The sequence below is a fragment of the Microbulbifer maximicatervae (SeqCode) genome (assembly GCF_052468155.1).
Genome location: NZ_CP174335.1, coordinates 50,438 through 70,324 on the forward strand (window position 1 = coordinate 50,438; position 19,887 = coordinate 70,324).

Genomic DNA, 19,887 nt, shown 5'->3' on the forward strand with positions numbered 1-19,887 from the left:
CCAATTTTTAAAGAATCCTGAAGGCAGGCTTGAATGCAAGCGCCCGATGGTTGTGCGAGCACGCACCCAGAGCAACCCGTTGAGCAAGGAAAAAAACTGTGGCCAAAACCCTGTTTTTATCCGCGCAACAGTGCGCCGCTCAACACAAAAGTGTTGCAGCAAAAACCCTGACTGCTAGCAAATATGCAGGCATCTACACTTCAATTCACTTCAAGACAGAATTAAAGGAACTCGCAGTGGCTGACTTAATGGTCTTTACCGGCAACGCAAACCCGGAACTGGCACAGAAGGTTGTCGACCATATGGCGATCCCCCTGGGTGAAGCCACGGTCAAGCGCTTCTCCGACGGCGAGATTGCAGTAGAAATTACCGATAACGTACGCGGCCGCGACGTTTTCGTGGTGCAATCCACCTGCCAACCTACCAACCGCAACCTGATGGAACTGATCCTGCTGGTAGACGCCCTCCGCCGCGCCTCCGCCGGCCGTGTTACCGCTGTAGTCCCCTACTTTGGCTACGCCCGCCAGGATCGCCGCGTAAGATCCCAGCGCGTGCCGATTTCCGCAAAAGTGGTTGCCGATATGATGGTGAGCGTAGGTATCGACCGCGTATTAACCGTCGACCTGCACGCGGAACAGATCCAGGGCTTCTTCGACGTTCCTGTGGATAACGTTTACGGCTCCTCTGTCCTGCTCGACGATATCGAGCGCCAAAAGTACCAGAACCTGGTGGTGGTATCCCCGGATATCGGCGGTGTTGTGCGCGCCCGCGCCGTGGCCAAGAGCCTCGACTGCGACCTGGCCATTATCGACAAGCGCCGTCCAGCCGCCAATGTTGCCGAAGTCATGAATATTATCGGTGAAGTCAGCGGCCGCACTTGCCTGCTGGTAGACGACATGGTCGACACCGCCGGCACCCTGTGTAACGCCGCCAACGCCCTGAAAGAGCACGGCGCCGAGAAAGTTGTCGCCTACTGTACCCACCCGGTACTGTCTGGCAACGCCATCACTAACCTGAACAACTCCGTTCTGGATGAGCTGGTGGTTACCGACTCCATCCCCCTGGGTGACAAAATGGAGAAGGCACCAAAAATTCGCCAGCTGACCCTGTCTGCAATGCTGGCCGAGTCCATGCGCCGTATCAGCAATGAGGAATCCCTGTCCGCAATGTTCCGCTAGGAACTTGCCGATCAAGGTATCCCTGCGCCCCGCATGCCGGGGCACTTTGCCTTTAGCGCTGATTCCCGTAGAATACGCGCCCGCCCGGCACTGCCGGGCGATTACTTTTGGGCCCAGTGCCCATTTAACATCCATGCCAGAGCGGTCCGGTCGCAGGTCACTCTGGACAGACAACCCGAGGTTTATCCCATGTCTGATATTAAATTGAACGCCATTGCCCGCAGCGATGAAGGGAAAGGTGCGAGCCGCCGCCTGCGTCGCCTGGAAGGCCGTGTACCCGGCATCATCTACGGCGGTGAAGCAGAGCCTGCTTCTATCTCCGTGCTGCACAAAGACCTGACCAAAGCTCTGGAAAACGAAGCTTTCTTCTCCTCCATGCTGACTGTTGACGTAGACGGCAAAGAAGAGAAAGTTATCCTGCGCGACCTGCAGCGTCACCCGGCTAAAGCCCTGCTGCTGCACATCGACTTCCAGCGCGTATCTGCCAACACCAAAGTACACGTTAAAGTACCTCTGCACTTCCTGAACGAAGAGAGCAGCAAAGGTGTTAAGGCTGGCGGTATCGTTTCCCACACCCTGACCGAGCTGGAAGTTAACGCTCCTGCCGGCAAGCTGCCTGAGTTCATCGAAGTGGACCTGGCCGACCTGGAAATGGACGGCGTACTGCATATCTCCGACCTGAAACTGCCGGAAGGTGTTGAGTCTGTGGCACTGAGCCACGGTGCAGACCACGATCTGGTTGTAGCTTCTATCCACAAGCCTCGCGGCGCTGTGGAAGCTGAAGCCGAAGCTGGCGAAGGCGAAGAGTAATCGCCTTGGCTGCGGCACCGGATACTCCGATCCAGTTGATTGTCGGCCTGGGAAACCCCGGACCGGAATACGATCGGACGCGACACAACGCCGGTGCCGACTTTGTTGTCGAGCTGGCCCGCCAACAAGGCACCCAGCTCAGCCTCGACAGCAAATATCACGGCCTCACTGGCCGTGTGCGGGTCGGCAGCCAGGATATCCGGCTGCTGATTCCCACCACCTATATGAATCGCAGTGGCCAATCTGTCGGCCCACTGGCGAACTTCTTCAAGATTCCCCCGGAAGCCATTCTGGTCGCTCACGATGAGCTGGACCTAGCCCCCGGTATCGCGCGCCTGAAAGCCGGCGGCGGTCACGGTGGACACAACGGCCTGCGGGATATCATTGCCGCACTGGGCAACAACCGAAACTTTATGCGCCTGCGACTCGGCATTGGCCACCCCGGCAGCTCGAGCGAAGTGGCCCGGTTTGTACTCCAGCGAGCCCCCAGGGCGGAACAGGAAACACTGGCTGATGCGATCGATCGCTCGATCGACGTTCTGCCCACCGCCGCTTCCGGCGACTGGGGCGCAGCCATGAAAACGCTGCACACCAACAAATAGATCCCACCCGCCGGCTTGCCTTTTGCCGCGGAAATCTCGATAGTGTGCTGCGCTAAATTGCCGGTATTTTCCCGGCTGGCCCGGACCCTGTGGTGGCCGAGACATCCCGCCCATCCAAAATCCCGCCAGCGCAATCACTACCGGACCTCAAACGCAATTAGCAGAGCGCGCTGTATGCGCCTCGGGCAAACGGAAAAATATCACCATGGGTTTTACTTGCGGTATTGTCGGCCTACCTAATGTGGGCAAATCCACCCTATTCAACGCATTGACCAAAGCGGGTATCGATGCGGAAAACTTCCCCTTCTGCACCATCGAACCCAATGCCGGTGTCGTGCCGGTACCAGATCCCCGCATCGACAAGCTGGCTGAGATCGTCAAGCCGGAAAAGGTAATTCCCACCACCATGGAATTTACCGATATCGCAGGCCTGGTTGCGGGCGCTTCCAAAGGGGAAGGGCTGGGTAACAAGTTCCTCGCCAATATACGCGAGACCGACGCTATCGCACACGTTGTGCGCTGCTTCGAAGACGATAACGTTATCCACGTCGCCAACCAGGTACACCCGGTGGCGGATATCGAGGTGATCAACACCGAGCTAGCCCTGGCCGATCTGGACACTGTGGAAAAGGCCCTACAGCGCTTTACCCGCGCCGCCAAGGGGCAGGACAAGCACGCGATCAAGATGAAAGCGTTGCTGGAAAAAATCCAGCCACACCTGGATGAAGCCAAGCCGCTGCGCTCTTTCGAGCTTTCAGAAGACGAACTGGCGGACCTGCGCGAACTGAGCCTGCTCACTATCAAGCCCACCATGTATATCGCCAACGTGGACGAAGATGGTTTCGAGAACAATCCGCACCTGGATGCTGTAGCTGCCATCGCCGCTGAAGAGAACGCGGTACTGGTACCTATCTGCAACAAACTCGAAGCGGAAATTGCCGAGCTGGACGACGAAGAAAAGCAGGAGTTCTTGGAAGAACTGGGTATGGAAGAGCCGGGGTTGAACCGCGTGATCCGCGCCGGCTACCAACTGCTGGGCCTGCACACCTACTTCACCGCTGGAGTGAAGGAAGTTCGTGCCTGGACCATCCCACTGGGCGCTACCGCTCCCAACGCCGCCGGTAAAATCCACACCGATTTTGAAAAGGGTTTTATTCGCGCAGAAGTGATCAGCTACAGCGATTACATTGACAACAACGGTGAGGCCGGCGCTAAAGACGCGGGTAAATGGCGCCTGGAAGGCAAGGACTACATTGTCGCCGACGGCGACGTAATCCACTTCCGTTTTAACGTCTAACCGCCTCCCCTTTTTTTGCCTCCCCACCCCGGGGAGGCGCGCCACCCGTGTAAATTCCATGGCTCAATCAAACTGGAAAGTCGGCCTGCCCCTGGCGCTGATCACCGTATTTATGTGGGCAACCCTGCCCATCGCTCTCAAAGGGCTTCTCGAATACATCAGTCCCGGTACCGCCACCTGGTATCGCTTTGCCGGTGCAGCACTGTTAGCGGGCGTCTACTACGGACAGGCGCGCAAGTTACAGCTCAAGCCACTATTCAGTCGCGGCTTACTGCTTTTCACCTTCCTCGCCGTTGCCGGCCTCCTGGTGAACTACCTCGCCTACGCCAGTGGACTCAATTACATTACCCCTGGTGCCGCTCAGGTTGTAATCCAGCTGGCCCCCCTGCTTCTACTAATATCCAGCGTGCTTTGGCTGGGAGAGCACTTCTCGCCGCGTCAGTGGAGCGGCGTGGTATTGGTAGTAATCGGGCTGCTGCTATTTTTTAACCAGCGCCTGGGAGAGCTGACCAGTGGCGCCGGCGGCGAATACCTGCTGGGGCTCGGCTATATCCTGATCGCCGCTGTCACCTGGGCGATTTACGGCTTTTTCCAGAAGAAAATATTGAGCCGCGCAACACCCCAGGATCTACTGGTAGTAATTTATATCGCAGGGACCCTGCTCTTCCTGCCCATGGCGGAGCCAATGAAGGTTTCTCACCTGGGCTGGCTCGAGTGGGTGCTATTGGCATTTCTCACCGCCAATACGCTGATCGCCTATGGGGCTTTTAGCAAGGCACTAGCGCACTGGGAGGCATCCAGTGTCAGCGCAACCCTGTCATTAGTGCCAGTCATCACCCTATTGTTCAGTACGCTGATCAGCTCTATCTGGCCCGACTATATTGCAGTTGAGCCGCTCAACTGGGTCAGCTGGGCCGGCGCCGGCGCCGTAGTATTCGGTTCCGCCCTTGCCGCAATCAGTTCCAGGCGCGGTTCTGAGCAGTCCCGGGCATCAGATGAAAAAAATCGCTAACTATCTGAAAAGAATACAAAAAAAGTGTTGACACCCCCGGCCTATCGTTTAATAATGCGCGCCCTCGGGACAGCCGAGACAACAAAAGAAATGGCAAGGTAGCTCAGCCGGTTAGAGCGCAGCACTCATAATGCTGAGGTCGGGAGTTCGAGTCTCCCCCTTGCTACCATTTCAAATCACAGAGGCTATTCTTTGTGAAACTTGAAACTGGGGCGTAGCCAAGCGGTAAGGCAGCGGGTTTTGATCCCGTCATGCGAAGGTTCGAATCCTTCCGCCCCAGCCATCTTCCCAAATTATCTAGCAGGCCCAAGTCTGGGCAGCAATCAAAAGCCCAACCGTTTTTTATCTGATTCTGCGAATAGTTCGTCCGGCGAACGCAATCCAAAAATCAACTACTCCGGCAGCACCACACCATTAGCTTCCATAACTGTCTCTAAGGCGCTATCGGGCTCCAGGTCAGCAGTACCTGAAGTTGCTACAGGCGTTCGCACTTGTTCCCTGCGCAAACCCAGTTCCCGCAGCCACTCGAAACCCGCCAGGCAGCACAGCAATGCCAGCAGCACTAGCGGACCACCATATCCCTTCATAGCCTCACTCTCGGACATACAAGTCCACACAAGCTGCACAACGCACAGGAAGGCCACAATCAGCAGGGTCGGCTTGCGCCCCAGCAAGCTAACGACAAAAACGCCCAGAGGCGCCCCCAGGGCTACTACTGGTGCTGCCGCCAGCCAATTCCCAAACACCCCAGGCTGCCAATCTCCCGCCAGCGACTTCACTATTACTCCGAGTACCGAACAAAATGCCATGATCACCACTGATGTAGGGATCGCCACCTTGAGGTCCACCCTGCTCAATAGCACAAGAGCCGCATACACCAGCATGTCCACACCCACACCGGTAACTGCCACCACGCAAAAGCCGGCAAAAGCGCCCAATAGCAAGCCGACACGAAAATCTGTTGGGCACTGAGGGTCCCCCGCGTGCTCACAATCAGTAATTTCGCTGAGGCGATACAAATGAAAAATGCCAAAACTGCCCCAGAGGACGGCAAAGGAAAGCTTCACCCAGAGTTCGGGTATCAGAGGGGCAAACAATAGGATACCGGCGGGAGTCGCCAGAAGAGAGCCCAGCAGCGCCCCCCGCAACATCGACCAGGCCAACTGCTGGCGCCGGCAGAGAATAAACAAGCTGGCACTGACCATACCTATCGACTGAACCGCAAAACTAAAGTCGCGACCCAGACTTGCCGGCATATCAAAAAACAGCACCAACACGGGAAACCCAACTGTCCCGCCGCCCATCGGCGTAGAACCTGCGGCATAGCTACCCAGCGCCATCGCCATCGCCATAGACCAATGCTCGAGCGCCAGGGCCAGGTTCTCGCCCTGTAAAATCAGGAATAACCAAACACCGTAAAACAGAACCAACCAAGCGAACCAATAGCGAAGAGAGAATCGCGCCACGTTTTTCATCTTATCATTTGTGAGCTAAAGCGTCAGAGGGAGACAATAGTGGTACGAGTGTGAGATGGGATCAAGACAAGATTTGGCGAGTTCGCCTATTCCGGTCAGGAGGGTCGCCCGACAGCCACAGCTGCCGGGCAAAGCGCGATTAGTTCAAGCGCTTCTTGCGAATCAGGTTTTGAACCTGCATAGAGGACATCATAGAGGCGTAGATTGCCGGCAGGGCGCCACGTTTACGCAGCTCCAGGAAGTCTTCATCAGACAGCTTGTTAAGCTTCTCTTCATCGATAACAAAGAAACCTGTCAGATCGTAAGGCTTGTCATCTTCGCTAACACGCAAAGTCAGCTTCTTCTGGGTCAGCAAGTCCTTGGAAACCAGGAACTCGATAAAAGAGTCAGTCACTGCAACACGCTGTGCAGTTTCAACCACCGCCTGGGCGCGATTCTTCAGGAAGTCAGTTTGCTCGCCTTCCCCATCAAACAGCGCTTCACCTTCAGAGTCGCTCAGCATCTTGGAGTCTTCGTCGATGCACAGAACAGCCTGATCAGCATTGTCTGGATTCTTCACCAAAACAAACGGGTAAGTGCGCACTTGCACTGGAATGTAGCTGCCATTCCAGCCATCAGCGCCAGAGAACAGGTTTTCACCGGGGCGCAGACCGGTAAGCGCCACAACTTTAAACTGCTCAGTATTCTGGTCTTTAACGAACAGGATCGGGTAGCTCTGGGCTGCCTGTACGATTTCCTGAACCACCAGCGGCAAGATGTGATTACCGCTTACATGGTCAAAAGTAATATCCTGGGTGAGTTTCAGGTTGGCATGTGCCTTTTTATCCAAAGCTTTGATCTGTGCCATAAGTACAACTCCTAGCTACTTTTATAGTTACTAAATTTTCAGAGATACCCTAACGTACCACTCTTCTACGCATCTACGATGACAAGTGCTTCCCGACAGTCGCCGGAAACCAAAGCCAGCATTAAACAGGGAAGAAGCCCAACTGGCAAACAAAGTCCACCAACAACAACCTAAAGACAAATTTATTTGGTTAAATTCACACAATTCAAGACTGCCGAACCAATTAAATTCACTGCTCCCCCCTTAAAATGACCCGGCAACCTTCAAAATCAACGAATCGAGTATTAGTTAGCCTACCCTGACAGGTAGCGCATTACCTGTATCAGCCCTCCCTCACCTCTACAGCTATCGTAACAAGTGGTGCTTTTTTATACGATTGAAGAAGTGGTTGGAGTGAGTTTGATGTCAAAACCGAGGGGCGCCTCACTATGATGAGCCTACTATTCATTTTTTACCTCCTAGCAATGTCTCTAGCCGTGAAGAATTACCACACCCTAGCAACCGCAACATTCATTTTTGCCTTGATATCAAGCATCGCCTGGCTGGGCTATCACACCGGCGACAATCTCAACTTAGCCTTGTAGAGGAGGGTGAATGGGGCAAATATTTCGAGAGCTTAATGCACTGGGCATACTTGCCGTATGTGCCGTACTCGTCGCCGCAGAGTACTTTCAATTAGTGAATGGAGAAATGCCTTGCCCTCTCTGTTTACTTCAACGAATTGGGCTCACAGGAGTCTTATTTGGCCTGATGCTAAATGTACTCTATGGCAACCGCCCTCTACACTACAGCCTGGCTACACTGTCAGCGCTATTTGGCGCCGCTACCGCACTGCGCCAAGTCAGCCTACATGTTATTCCCGGAACACCAGGTTATGGCGATCCATTAATGGGATATCACTATTACACTTGGGCACTAATTATCTTCTACATGACAGTTATTGGCATCGCGATTATCGGTGCATTTGATAAGCAATATGGAAAACCCATATTTATCAGTTTCCGCGATCAGGGAGCTCTCGGAAAAATGGCCATAGTAACTGCATTTTCAATTACCGCACTTAATATATTTATAACTTTCGCAGAGTGTGGACCTACTGCCTGCCCGGATAATCCAGACAACTATTGGCTCTTTGGCGCTATCGACGGAATTTAAAAGCAAGCTGAGAAAAGAAAAGGGGTATGGCTATACAAAAGACAGCTTGCCAAGCATATATCCATAGATCAACAGAATAGATGGAGGCCAGGACCGGATTCGAACCGGTGAAAAACGGTGTTGCAGACCGTCGCATTTCCTCTCTGCCACCTGGCCATAAAAAAACCCGGCGCTTCCGCTCCGGGTTCTTTGACTCTCCGGAAGCAAAAAACGCTTCCGAATAAATTTACAGAAGCACGCAGGTTGCCTGGCAGCAACATATAAAAAGAAGTTCTTGCGCGTATTTCATAGTAAATTGTCTTGTTCAAGTTGCCGCCAAGGATAATGGAACAAAAACTCCATTTCAACTCTTTCTAGGTAGCCCCAGAATACTGCCCAACCCTAATCTCATTACCGGGCAACGGCTGCTCTGGAACCAGCTGTGCCAACCCAAGAGAAATTAAGGCCATTAAAGACCCCGCAAAGAATACCATTGGCGGAGAGACAAGCCACAGCAAGCCAAATACTACAGGGATAACTACTGCGGCAATATGATTAATAGTAAAGCTGACTCCAGCCGAAGCCGCGATATCCCGCTCGTCGACTATCTTCTGGAAGTAGGTTTTAATCGCAATTGCCATAGAAAAGAATAAATGGTCAACAATATATAATGCCGCTGCCAGCGCAGCACTTTCTACCAGCGCATAACCCGCAAATACCAGTATCAGGCCAATATATTCCAAAGTGAGGATACGGCGCTCGCCAAACCGAACGATAAACTGTCCGATCTTCGGTGCGATATACAAATTAAGTAAATGGTTTACCGTATAGAGAGCAGCAATCTCCCCCACGCTGTATCCAAATTTCTCCACCATCAAAAAACCAGCGAATACTATAAAGATTTGCCTGCGAGCCCCACTCATCATCGTGAGCGCATAATAGAGCCAATAGCGTTTTCGCAGAATAAGCTTCTTATGCTGGCTGTGGGGCTGAGCAAACTGAGGGAAAAGGACCCAGGCACCTAAAGCAATGACAATGGTCGCGCCACCACCAATTAGATAAACCCAGGAATAATCCAAACCCGCGAAGTTCATTAAACCCCACACCAAACCATAAGCCAGAAGCGCAGCAAAGGAACCTGCGGCAGCCATGCGTCCCATCCAAACTGCTGCTGTTTGTTTGGGAAACCACTGGAGTGCCAGGGAAGTCTGCAAGGTCTCATAAAAATGAAATCCCGTAGACATTAAAAGTGTAGTGAGTAACAACCCGGTCAATGATGGATACAGTCCCGTTAGCATCACTCCAAGGCCAGTTGCTACCAGGGAGATTATCGCCAGCCTCTGCTCCCTGACAAAAAGCAAAACAAAGACTACCAGGAAGGCTAAAAAGCCAGGTATCTCACGCACACTTTGCAACAAACCAATATCTGCACCGGTAAATGCTGCCTTTTCAATGACAAAGTTATTAAGTAGCGTATTCCAAACAGCAAATGAGAGCGGCATTGAAGCTGCCAGAATAAGCAAAAGAATTTCAGGCCGGCGAAGACGTTGTAGCATAAATGACCTCCTATAGCTAAGGCCCGCAATATACGCCCTCAATATCCAACTGTAAAATTATAAAAATAGTACTGAAGAATAAGTTTTTTCGAGAATATTGCAGCTCATAAAATTAAATACTAATTAAGCTGCTAAATAGTGGTAACACAGACCAACCACTTGCTTAACTACTCGAAAAATCGGTGAAAAAGACGTACCAATTGGCAGATTAGCAAGCAATCTAATTATGTATAAATTCCCGCAAATCATATATTTTTAATGAGATGAGGAAGCTCAGCTCACTACATATAATGACTGGAGTCAGACAACTCTAACCTAAATTCACCTATGCTTTAAATGCTATATATCTAGGCGCCTTATATCACAGCATGACTGATTACTAACATAGATAACTCTTGGAGAGAAAAATGCGTATTCATTCCTGGCGAATTTATCATCTTCCCTTAGTCATGCTATTTACCACACTCCCTTTCCTACTGGCGAACGCCGTTGTTCAAGAAGATAACTTACCTGACAAACTTAAATTAAACGAATGGAAGGTGCCTTGGGAGGGGCTCCCCAGAGACCCGCATGTGGACAGTAAAGGGAATGTCTGGTTCTGTGGACAAGCGGGTAACTACATCGGGAAGTTTACACCCACTTCTGAAGAGTTTAAGCAGTATGAAATACCTGAAGGTACTCATCCTCATAACCTGATTGTGGATTCAAACGATATTGTTTGGTATGCAGGTAATCGCAATGCGCATATTGGGCGATTAGACACCAATAATGGACAAATTAAACAATATCCAATGCCTGAAGGTATCAAAGACCCACATACGCTAGTCTTCAATCGAGAGGGAAATATCTGGTTCACAGCCCAGCAAAGTAACCGCATAGGCCTGCTAAATGTACAGAGTGGCAAAGTTCTAAGTGTCACCCCAACAACCGCTAATGCCCGCCCCTATGGTATTAAGATTGATGCCCAGGGAAACCCCTGGATAGCGCTATTCGGCACCAATAAGTTAGCTCGCGTAGACGCAAAAACCATGACCATAAATGAGGTTAACCTGCCACGCCCAAATGCTCGCCCTCGCAGACTGGAAATCGATCCTACCGGCAATATTTGGTACGTAGATTATCCAGAAGGCTATTTGGGGCGTTATACTCCGACGACCAAGGAGTTTAAAGAGTGGAAGCTACCCAGTAAGAATCCACGCCCCTACGGAACAGCACTGGACAACAATAACCAACTTTGGCTCGCTGATACTGGAGAGGTTCCAAATATCATTTTTGCCTTTAACACAGAAAAAGAGAAATTTACAAGCAAGACCCCAGTTCCAAGTGGTGGAAATATAAGATATATGTATTTTAACAATATGGATGGAAGCTTTTGGTTTGGTGTTGATTCTGGATTTATCGACCAGGGAATACCAAAATAGAAGCATATATAGCTCTATTGACATCAATCGATGTATGGCGTCACTGCAATAGTTCTATATATCCTGATACAGGACAAACTGTTCAAATACAGACTTCCATTTAGAATTCTAATTTTTTCAGCTCTATTAACAGCCATTCACGGCGCCCTTATGAGGCAACCATTGATGGATTACCTTATTGGCAACCCACTACAAGTTACACTAGCTTAAAATGGCATGAAGTGGCTCGCGTGGATACTCATGGCGACCGTTATAATTATAGGTGTTGAAGTATTCGCCTCAAATAAATCAAACTCTAACGAATCTAAAAAACAAAAAACGTGCAGCAATCATTATATAAAACTCATAAACAGAATTTACAATTATGGAACCGAAACAAACCGGGATAGCATACGATACCATCACACATCTATGGGAACGTAAAGAGTTCAACAGGAACAACGGTATTAGCCAGTATAAGCGGGCACTTGGCTTTGTAAAAAATAGAGGCTCTGCACTAGATGTAGGGTGTGGTTGTACAGGAAGGCATATCGAGCTTCTGCTAACTGAAGGATTTTCTCCCGAGGGAATTGATGTTTCTGAGAAAATGATAGAGATCGCCAGGGATAAGCACCCTACTGTCAACTTCTATCTAGAGGATATATGTAAGTGGAAAGCCACAAGAAAATATGACTTTATAAGTGCGTGGGATAGCATCTGGCATATACCAATTGAAAAACAAGAGGAAACAATAAGGAATCTAGCGTCTTACTTAAACAAGGAAGGCGTTCTAATATTCTCCTTTGGTGGAACAGATAAAGAGGACTATCATACGAATAATGCGATGGGATCGGAATTATACTACTCTACGTTAGGCACAAATAAATTTATACAACTTCTTATTTCATCTGGTTGTATTTGTAGACATCTGGAGTACGATCAACCACCAGAATTACACGCCTACTTGATTGCTCAGAAGATATAATTGTTTTATATCGCCCCCTCAATCATGGGTAGCCTATATGTTAACCGGAGCAATGCTTGTTTGGTTTATTCTTACGAGTCTCAGCCTAGTTTTTATTATTTGGGACTCAATCACTAATGCGCCAACCAGCTGGGTTCAGCGCCTGGCTTGGGTATTAGTAATTCTTTATACCGGTGTTATCGGCTTAATCTTCTACCTACTCACCTGTCGCCGTCCTTTTCCTGGCGGCCACGATCAATTCACTAGGGCCACATGGAAGCAAAGTGTAAATAGCGAAATGCATTGTCTTGCAGGTGATGCAACAGGGATCCTTATCGCAGCATCTATTGTACCCACACTGGGCCTCACCAATGGATGGGACTCCATAATTGAGTACTTGGCTGGCTTTGTTTGTGGTTTGTTTATTTTTCAGGCATTGATGATGCGAAGTATGTATCAGGGAAACTACTTAAAAGCAGTGGGTAAAACTTTCTTTGCTGAAACTGTATCGATGAATATGGTTATGGCTGGAATGATACCCGCTATGGTGATACTGACTTCCATATGGCCACACTCTGAAGACCCAACAAATGCTACCTTTTGGTTTCGTATGAGCTTGGCAACCATTGTTGGGGGTATCATTGCTTACCCTATTAACTATTGGTTGGTAAAAAATCACTTAAAACATGGATGTATGACTCTTCCGGGAAAAGATGGAGCCGCGCCCAATTTTGGTCATTGCTCACATGAATGCGCCTCAAATTCAGCACCGCACATCCATGCTACCTCACAAGCAGAAACGCCTAAAATGGAAATGTATTCTTTATCTTTAGTGGAATCGAGTATATGGATAGCGGGCACTTTTATAGTTCTATTTCTTGCAATTTATGTCACGGATAAAATCACACCAATATACTTTTGATCTCAGAACCTTATGTACTCAAAATAATCGCTTAAGCATAAGATTCAAAAATTTTCTTTCTCCGCCTGTAGTAAGATTTCACCCTGAGGGTGGCTGCCAATTGATTACCGGGCTTATACCTTCAGTATTACATAACCAAACAATCGCTTTCATTCCCACCTTAAGCTTCCCCTTAGTATCAATGAGTTTCCCCCAATCGCTGGAATGAAAATTACGGCCATGGATGCGGAACTGCCCGAGAACCTCCTTCCAATTTGGCATAGTTAGGTTTAGAACCTCATTTGTTCCATGGTCAGTAGCAATCCAAAGCATGACTCCATCTTTCGCTCGCACAAGTTTTGTGATATCTCCCTGCCATGAAGTTAATTGGTTTCGATTACAAGTCACGTACTCTGGAACAGCTAGCCTTTGAGCCAATAGACCCGGGCTAGCAAAAACAAATAAACTCAGCACTAAAAATAAATAATGTTCTTTATTCATAATTAAAGAAGGGGGGACAAGCCCCCCTTAACTGTTAAAGACCACGATAAGTCGCGCTTTGTTCATCTGCGCGAGTGGCCTGACCTTCAGTGAACTCGTACATACAGCTATCGTCAGTGTAATCCATAAAGTTAGTTACCGGATCTTCCCCTTCAGCATTTCTTCCCCTGGTACAGGTATCCCGACCAACAGGGCAGCCATAAGCAGCCGATCTCTCCGCAGGAGTATCTGAGACGTAGTCCCCCCGGCCAAAACATCCACCTTGGAACGTATGATAAAGACCTAACCAGTGGCCAACCTCGTGAGTTAAGGTGTCCCCCTCATTGTAGGGTGCAGCATCACCTCCAGGCACAGAACCAGTTAAAATTACTACGCCGTCATCAAGTGGATCAGAGGAATAACTGCTTGGGAATGTAGCCCACCCAAGTAGGCCATCACTAATTTCAGCTACATAGATATTCAAATCCCCTGCATCGCCAACTCGCAAGGAAGATTTCATTGACTGCTCAGCCGAAGAATTGTAACCAACGTTATACCAAGAATTATTTGCTGTAACAGTGGCTGAAACTAAATTAAAGGTAAATGGAGTATTTACGTAAGCGTCATTCAATACATCCATTTGCGCATTAATCTCACTATTAGAAAGCGCTCCATTATTAGCAGTGTCAGTAATTACATGAAAGTAAACATCAACTTCTACAGAACCTGCGGGGCGTAATGTGTGCGCCACACTTCTATCACTTGATACACCACGCAGAGTAGAAAAATGCTGTTCTTTTAATACGGCTTCCTGAATTGATGGGTGGTCTGTACCGCAGCGCTTTAGCCCAACGCTATTGTTGGCAGCCTCAACCGAAGAAACACTTTGAGCAAAACCTATAGTTGATGACGCAAGCACGCACAATGATAGAGCAGTTTTTATCGAGATATTGGAAACAGTCTTTCTCATAACCTAAGCCTTAATTTTATTATTTATTTACACTCCCATAAGAGCCCGCCAACTTTCCACGCTTCCATAAACTTTTGTCAATAGCACCAATTCTTAAATTGATGATAATGACATCAAACTCTTTAATAAGGCGTAACGTTCAACAAGAAAAATGTAAATATAAAAAAATAAAAACTCAAAAAAACAAAATGTAGATACATTTTTCCATGAAATTAGTTACATATGAAATTTTTTCACGGAAAACACAAGGTGCGACTCACTTAAAAATGCGAACAAAAAAATTTAGGAACCTGTAATTACTGACAGGTAAAATTCCAATAAAATATACCGAATTTTATTTCAACAAAGCGGACAGTTATATTTTTTATGATACATCATCGCAAAAATAGCTCGCACCAACTGGGGTTAATAATAAAAAGATATTCCAATCACTAGAGTATCTAATTCAAAAGGCCAATCACAAATAACAAAGACCACCTACCTCCTGTGGTCATGGAGGTAAGTGGCCTTTATAAATTTTGCAGCCTTTAAACTAGAGTGAACACTCTACTCTAAATTAGCCCCACTGTTTTTGAGAGCTAAGATCATTTCCGCTGCTCGGCGAGCGGCAGGCAGTAAAGTGAAGCTTGTTATAACCTAGCTTATTTTCAGTAATGACTTTTAGGACATCATCCAAATGAATACGGGCTCCTTCTTCAACCAAAATCAAATCATGATTATGAAGACCGCTCTCCCATGCCTTTTTTATATTATCCATATGACCAGGACTTTTTTCATTATATGAAAGATTATAATTATAAACCTCAGAACCACCACCAGCTATAGAGTGCACTTTTCCTGATCCCATATTGAGAAACTGTTTTGCTCCGAAATCTGCCATACTATTTTTTCCGTCCGCAGGCTCACCTGTTTTTGTCAAGCTTCTGACTGCATGATCAGAAGATGCAGAACCATGGAAGGAGTAGAAGTACAGAGCTAATGTCTCTGGCACTTTGGCCTCGCCAAAAGATCCCTTATCATATGAACCATGTGCGTAAAGAATCGCCTCTTTACCATTGGCTTGCTCTTTTTTATGAATTATTACTTTTCCAAACTGAATGGTTTTCATCACAATCCCTATTATTCAAAGGTTACAGAACCTATTTCTTGACCACAACACCAAGACACGGTCATAAATTTTAAATTCTTCATTTCAAGCTAGGCTTAACTGTTTTTAATAGTTGCAGATAAACAAAATTAGATCAATGGAAATAGAATCTACGTAAGTGACTGAAATCCAACCTTCATTGCCACCCTCTAATTAAAGCAAAACTATAATCAGAAAAAGTAGAAAAACCAACAGCTGCGAAATAAACATCATACAAAAACCCAAAAAAATTACAAAACCTCAATTAAGGAATTTTTCATCCACATTTCAAGCTAGGAGTAAAAGGATTTAAGCTAAATGAACAACCTCACAAAAAATGGTTATGTCACCTTCGAGAAACTGAGACTAAATTTCGCATAACAAAAGTTCTATTACACATAAAAGACAATATTCTTACCTGTTAAAACCATCATACAGTTAAGCACACCTAGTAAACTCTTTATTCAATTCTTTTTGATTAAAATTAGAGGTGGAGGGCATGCCACCCCTCATCATTGTTCTAGAAATAGAGGTCAATAAGCTACAAAAGCCTAGATTGACAACATAAGCAACACTATATGAAATGTAGAGTTATTTTTTTACAAACATACTAGAGAGAAATCTCTCACAGACGGCTAAGACTTAAACAGCTTGACGGCCTACCCTTTCAGTTGGATTACTATTTTAAGCTGATAAGAAAGAATTGATGAGCTGTGGAGGAATGTCTAAGCTGAAAAAGAGTGGCATATGGTATGGATAAAACAAGATAAAAACTCCTCACCAAATTAACCTCCAAATATGAGAGATATAAATCGTATGCAGGTAGAAATTGGAGGCTTTCTGGGGCGAAGAAGCGGTGGTGAGCCTGGCGTCAAAACTGTTTGGCAGGGACACACTAAACTGCTTTATTACTTGGAGGCAGCGGAGACTTTAAATCGACTTAAAGGGTGTGTATAAAATGTAGTAGTTCAGACTTTTTATGACAGTTATCAGCTTTTAAAAATGTGCCTCATCAGGTCAAATTCAGGTTACAAGTTTTTCCTTCCTGATACTTTTCTATCTTTAAGTGTTGCCATCTGTGTGCTGCGTGCATTTCTTTGTGTCAGAGATGCTGAATCCGGAAAAGATTTCGAGCATCGGCACGAATGGATTGAAAGCCATATGCATAAGTTGGTCGAGGCGTTTGCGCTAGATATTGCTGCCTATGCGGTAATGAGTAATCATTACCATATAGTCCTATACATCGACACAGAATCTGCTGATAAGTGGCCGCAGAGATAATTACTCGCTGACAAAAGCTCTTCAAAGCCTCTAACTTGGCCCAACGCTATCTTCAAGGCGATGCCTTCGATCACGGTGAAGTAAACAGGCTAAAAGAATTCTTGTCCCAATGGCGGGAGCGCCTAATGAATATCAGCTGGTTTATGCACTGCCTGAACGAGTCCATCGCACGCCAGGCCAATGCCGAGGACAACTGCACCGGTCGTTTCTGGAAAGGGCGTTTCAAGTCTCAGGCCTTGCTGGATGAAAGAGCCCTTGCCGCCTGCCTCGCTTATGTGGACCTCAACCCTATCCGTGCCGGTATCACTAAAACTCCAGAAGAGTCCGATTACATTTCGATCTAGCAACGCTTTCACACAGTCATCTCAGGCCAGCAGCCCAAAAGCCTACTCCCACTGGTGGACGGGGAGCGCCAGGATCTTGCCTTTTCAGCTGGATCACTATTTAGAGCTGCTAGAATGGAGTGGCCGGCAGCTGCACCCTAAAAAGCGCGGCGCTATTTCCGAAAACATCCCACCTATTTTAAATCGGCTGGGTATTTCGCCAAAACACTGGCTCTACTTAAACTGCAATTTTGAAAGCCGCTTTAAACGTTTGGTGGGCTCGGCGGAAGCGGTACATCAGGCCTGTGCTCAGCAAAATAAACGCTGGGTACACGGGCGGCGCGATTGCCAGCGTTTCTTAGCTAAATTACTGAAATCCGCTTCAACTATCCCTAGATTTCATCGCTCTCGACTCTACACTCCACTTGATCCTCTATGGGCTCCCCAGAAAAACTTTTAACGCCAAATCGCCATTTAATTTGAGAAAGATATACCGACTACCAGGCAGTAGCGCAAGAATTCTAGCCTAGCTTCAGGTTCTCCATTCTTTAGATATCCAGTTTGCTGTTAGCACCTCCCTCCTATCTCTGGGCGTCCAGGATTGTTCATCTCTTTCTACATTCTATGGCCCCCCTAAATCAAGCTCCAAACTTAATCGCTATCTGATTGCCCAAGCTTTTCTTTAAGCCATTCATCCTGGTCCATACCCCCAATTATGACATCGAGTACAAAAGAAAACATATGTCCACGATCAATATTTCTTGATAAAAGATATTTAAGATATGCCTCAGCCCTCAACTCATCCAGCTGATAATAAATTTCTCTAACACGATTCCTCGTTAATTCATCGACTTCCTGAAAATCAGCAAACTTACTTTCTTCATCTGGAGTAACAACACCAATTACTTTTTCGATCTTTCTTAAATATATTCGAGGTATCCTTACCTCTCTATCATTCATCTTCTCTCCCATTTTATGAGCCTCTTTATATTTTTCTAGCGTTGCATCAAGCTTACTTCTATTTGTAGGCTTGGCATTCATGCCCCTAATCTTGTTTCCAATGGAGTTACAAGAAATTCTTCTTTAGAGATCAAGTATACTCGGCATCACTGTCTAGGGAACAATTGTGCGGAAGCTAGCCAGTCAAGTTATAGGCGCAATTGAGCATTTCATTATCAGGCATAGGATATAGGCGGTACGGTATTGATAGTTAAGCTTACTTTATGATCTACCAACACGGCGCTAAATTTTATACACAAGTATTTCTGTTCATATCAGCCCTCTGGTTAAGCTCTGAACTAGTAAAAGAAATATTTCCTCAATCAATTCAGATGTAAAATAAGGCGAGAAAGAGGATCTTACTTGTCCTATAAACGTACAAGTCTGAGAGAATCCACTATTTGTTATAGGTTTTGATGGCCTTCAGGTCTACAAACGGTACTATTGGATATAAACTATGTAACTTTTTGGGGCTACATTAAGCTAGTGCTGCGGTGCAACCTTAAAAGATGTGTATAAAACATAGACACGGCGTTATGCGACTATATATTTATGCAATACCGGCCGCCAGCCAAAAGAAATTCAATCATCTATATGCAACGAGGGCCCGAATAACCCTAAACAACTTCCTATTGAGATGGATTGATATTCGGAGCTGATAAGCTGGAGTAGCTGAAATCTAAACCCAAAAAAACGGGTTGTATTTTGCTATAATTCTCCCACCACCCTCAATCAGCTTAACATCTCACCAAAATGCTGATTCTATCTAAACAATGAAAGCTACTTTAAAGGCTTGGTGAGGACGAGGAAGGCAGTGTGAGAAGTCTGCTGCATGCTAAACAAAGGTTGAGTACGTGGGGCAAATTCGCTACCCCTGACTAATTCGATGCTATTCCACCGATCCGATAATATCATTGCAAATTACCTGTGCTGACTTCGTTATATCACCCGTTCCTGAACCATACTAATCAGAATCAAGTTTCCTTTCACCTCTAAAATCGCTGGGAAATACTCTGCTAGCATTAATTAACAATCATCTAATTAGAGGGCATCCTAGATGCTATATTACAGGATAAGGTATACCTTTAACCGCCCAAGGCTTACCTCAGTATTCCCCAAAGGATTTACGTTTCCTGTTAGCCCCACCCCAAAAATTAACCGCTAATGCTCAGTCTATTAATATTATTTTTCAAAATCTAACTCTCTGGGCATACAAGATTAAAACTGCATACTTAATATTTATCTATAGCCTTAGATTAAGACTGCTCTTGCAACAAGCACTCAGTTATTTTTCTGCACCAATAAGAAACTACCGGGGGTTTATTTAGCTCATGTTTTTTTTGAAAAACGTGGGCTAAAAGCAAAACTTTATCTATTTCAACTGGCTTGGCACGCAGATAATCCAGCAATATCTCACATGCCAAAACTACATCTTTTCGCCATAAATCTCCCCCCTCTCTTTGATCTAATTTTTCACTAAATTTTTCAACGAGTTTTTCCCCCATTCTCACCAATTCATCTCTTTCACTCAA

At 46.9% G+C, this 19,887-nt stretch carries 22 protein-coding genes and 3 tRNA genes; 16 read left to right on the forward strand and 9 right to left on the reverse strand.

Annotation, left to right across the window (positions count from 1 at the left end; genetic code table 11):
• Positions 1-248 precede the first annotated feature (248 nt).
• The 7 genes from ACJJIY_RS00240 (at position 249) to ACJJIY_RS00270 (ending at position 5,182) form a co-directional block, all read left to right on the forward strand.
• Entirely contained in the window at positions 249-1,178 is a 930-nt protein-coding gene (locus tag ACJJIY_RS00240) for a ribose-phosphate pyrophosphokinase (protein WP_108735320.1), read from the forward strand.
• A gap of 189 nt (positions 1,179-1,367) precedes the next feature.
• Entirely contained in the window at positions 1,368-1,988 is a 621-nt protein-coding gene (locus tag ACJJIY_RS00245) for a 50S ribosomal protein L25/general stress protein Ctc (protein WP_413663073.1), read from the forward strand.
• 5 nt (positions 1,989-1,993) lie between these two features.
• Positions 1,994-2,590: an aminoacyl-tRNA hydrolase gene (gene pth, locus ACJJIY_RS00250; protein ID WP_444892988.1), complete on the forward strand. Its 597-nt coding sequence runs from the start codon at positions 1,994-1,996 to the stop codon at positions 2,588-2,590.
• Between the two features lie 205 nt (positions 2,591-2,795).
• Entirely contained in the window at positions 2,796-3,887 is a 1,092-nt protein-coding gene (gene ychF, locus ACJJIY_RS00255; protein ID WP_413663075.1) for a redox-regulated ATPase YchF, read from the forward strand.
• 58 nt (positions 3,888-3,945) lie between these two features.
• Positions 3,946-4,899 carry a DMT family transporter gene (locus ACJJIY_RS00260; RefSeq protein ID WP_445358861.1) on the forward strand — a complete coding sequence of 318 codons (954 nt, stop codon included), beginning with the start codon at positions 3,946-3,948 and terminating at the stop codon, positions 4,897-4,899.
• Positions 4,900-4,991: 92 nt separating this feature from the next.
• A tRNA-Met gene (locus ACJJIY_RS00265) sits at positions 4,992-5,068 on the forward strand.
• Positions 5,069-5,107: 39 nt separating this feature from the next.
• Positions 5,108-5,182 (forward strand) — tRNA-Gln (locus ACJJIY_RS00270).
• A gap of 109 nt (positions 5,183-5,291) precedes the next feature.
• Here ACJJIY_RS00270 and ACJJIY_RS00275 read toward each other — a convergent pair.
• Complete coding sequence (locus ACJJIY_RS00275; RefSeq protein WP_445358862.1) at positions 5,292-6,374, reverse strand: sulfite exporter TauE/SafE family protein; 1,083 nt, start codon at positions 6,372-6,374, stop codon at positions 5,292-5,294.
• 139 nt (positions 6,375-6,513) lie between these two features.
• Positions 6,514-7,221, reverse strand: a complete 708-nt coding sequence (locus ACJJIY_RS00280; protein WP_444896319.1) for a SapC family protein — start codon at positions 7,219-7,221, stop codon at positions 6,514-6,516.
• Positions 7,222-7,685: 464 nt separating this feature from the next.
• Here ACJJIY_RS00280 and ACJJIY_RS00285 point away from each other — a divergent pair, with 464 nt between their 5' ends.
• Together ACJJIY_RS00285 and ACJJIY_RS00290 are read left to right on the forward strand one after the other, a co-directional pair.
• A complete protein-coding gene (locus ACJJIY_RS00285) occupies positions 7,686-7,805 on the forward strand; it encodes a DUF5993 family protein (protein ID WP_445359684.1) in 120 nt (39 codons plus the stop codon).
• Positions 7,806-7,815: 10 nt separating this feature from the next.
• Positions 7,816-8,376: a disulfide bond formation protein B gene (locus tag ACJJIY_RS00290; protein WP_445358863.1), complete on the forward strand. Its 561-nt coding sequence runs from the start codon at positions 7,816-7,818 to the stop codon at positions 8,374-8,376.
• 81 nt (positions 8,377-8,457) lie between these two features.
• On the opposite strand, the gene ACJJIY_RS00295 is transcribed toward ACJJIY_RS00290, so the two are convergent.
• Together ACJJIY_RS00295 and ACJJIY_RS00300 are read right to left on the reverse strand one after the other, a co-directional pair.
• Positions 8,458-8,532 (reverse strand) — tRNA-Cys (locus ACJJIY_RS00295).
• Between the two features lie 197 nt (positions 8,533-8,729).
• Complete coding sequence (locus ACJJIY_RS00300; protein WP_444896316.1) at positions 8,730-9,911, reverse strand: MFS transporter; 1,182 nt, start codon at positions 9,909-9,911, stop codon at positions 8,730-8,732.
• 407 nt (positions 9,912-10,318) lie between these two features.
• Between ACJJIY_RS00300 and ACJJIY_RS00305 the strand changes: the two genes are divergently transcribed.
• The 3 genes from ACJJIY_RS00305 (at position 10,319) to ACJJIY_RS00315 (ending at position 13,197) form a co-directional block, all read left to right on the forward strand.
• Positions 10,319-11,332, forward strand: coding sequence for a Vgb family protein (locus ACJJIY_RS00305; RefSeq protein ID WP_445358864.1), 1,014 nt, complete (start codon positions 10,319-10,321; stop codon positions 11,330-11,332).
• A 364-nt stretch (positions 11,333-11,696) separates the two neighbouring features.
• Positions 11,697-12,296, forward strand: a complete 600-nt coding sequence (locus ACJJIY_RS00310) for a class I SAM-dependent DNA methyltransferase (protein WP_445358865.1) — start codon at positions 11,697-11,699, stop codon at positions 12,294-12,296.
• Between the two features lie 37 nt (positions 12,297-12,333).
• Positions 12,334-13,197: a DUF4396 domain-containing protein gene (locus ACJJIY_RS00315; protein WP_444896313.1), complete on the forward strand. Its 864-nt coding sequence runs from the start codon at positions 12,334-12,336 to the stop codon at positions 13,195-13,197.
• Positions 13,198-13,275: 78 nt separating this feature from the next.
• On the opposite strand, the gene ACJJIY_RS00320 is transcribed toward ACJJIY_RS00315, so the two are convergent.
• The 3 genes from ACJJIY_RS00320 to ACJJIY_RS00330 all read right to left on the reverse strand — a co-directional run bounded on the left by ACJJIY_RS00320 (position 13,276) and on the right by ACJJIY_RS00330 (position 15,734).
• Positions 13,276-13,677 (reverse strand): hypothetical protein, encoded by a 402-nt coding sequence (locus tag ACJJIY_RS00320; protein ID WP_444896312.1) that lies wholly within the window; start codon positions 13,675-13,677, stop codon positions 13,276-13,278.
• A 34-nt stretch (positions 13,678-13,711) separates the two neighbouring features.
• Positions 13,712-14,626: a zinc metalloprotease gene (locus ACJJIY_RS00325; RefSeq protein ID WP_445358866.1), complete on the reverse strand. Its 915-nt coding sequence runs from the start codon at positions 14,624-14,626 to the stop codon at positions 13,712-13,714.
• A gap of 556 nt (positions 14,627-15,182) precedes the next feature.
• Positions 15,183-15,734 (reverse strand): putative adhesin, encoded by a 552-nt coding sequence (locus ACJJIY_RS00330; protein WP_445358867.1) that lies wholly within the window; start codon positions 15,732-15,734, stop codon positions 15,183-15,185.
• Positions 15,735-16,568: 834 nt separating this feature from the next.
• On the opposite strand from ACJJIY_RS00330, the gene ACJJIY_RS00335 reads away from it, so the two are divergent.
• From ACJJIY_RS00335 to ACJJIY_RS00350, 4 genes are all read left to right on the forward strand, one after another.
• The gene (locus tag ACJJIY_RS00335) at positions 16,569-16,709 is read left to right on the forward strand and encodes a hypothetical protein (RefSeq protein WP_445358868.1); all 141 of its coding nucleotides are present in this window, start codon (positions 16,569-16,571) and stop codon (positions 16,707-16,709) included.
• 123 nt (positions 16,710-16,832) lie between these two features.
• The gene (locus tag ACJJIY_RS00340; protein ID WP_445358869.1) at positions 16,833-17,033 is read left to right on the forward strand and encodes a hypothetical protein; all 201 of its coding nucleotides are present in this window, start codon (positions 16,833-16,835) and stop codon (positions 17,031-17,033) included.
• A gap of 35 nt (positions 17,034-17,068) precedes the next feature.
• Positions 17,069-17,377: a hypothetical protein gene (locus tag ACJJIY_RS00345; protein ID WP_445358870.1), complete on the forward strand. Its 309-nt coding sequence runs from the start codon at positions 17,069-17,071 to the stop codon at positions 17,375-17,377.
• Between the two features lie 76 nt (positions 17,378-17,453).
• Positions 17,454-17,816, forward strand: coding sequence for a hypothetical protein (locus tag ACJJIY_RS00350; protein WP_444896308.1), 363 nt, complete (start codon positions 17,454-17,456; stop codon positions 17,814-17,816).
• A 191-nt stretch (positions 17,817-18,007) separates the two neighbouring features.
• On the opposite strand, the gene ACJJIY_RS00355 is transcribed toward ACJJIY_RS00350, so the two are convergent.
• Complete coding sequence (locus ACJJIY_RS00355) at positions 18,008-18,397, reverse strand: hypothetical protein (RefSeq protein ID WP_445358871.1); 390 nt, start codon at positions 18,395-18,397, stop codon at positions 18,008-18,010.
• Positions 18,398-19,611: 1,214 nt separating this feature from the next.
• Positions 19,612-19,887 carry a hypothetical protein gene (locus ACJJIY_RS00360; RefSeq protein ID WP_444896306.1) on the reverse strand — a complete coding sequence of 92 codons (276 nt, stop codon included), beginning with the start codon at positions 19,885-19,887 and terminating at the stop codon, positions 19,612-19,614.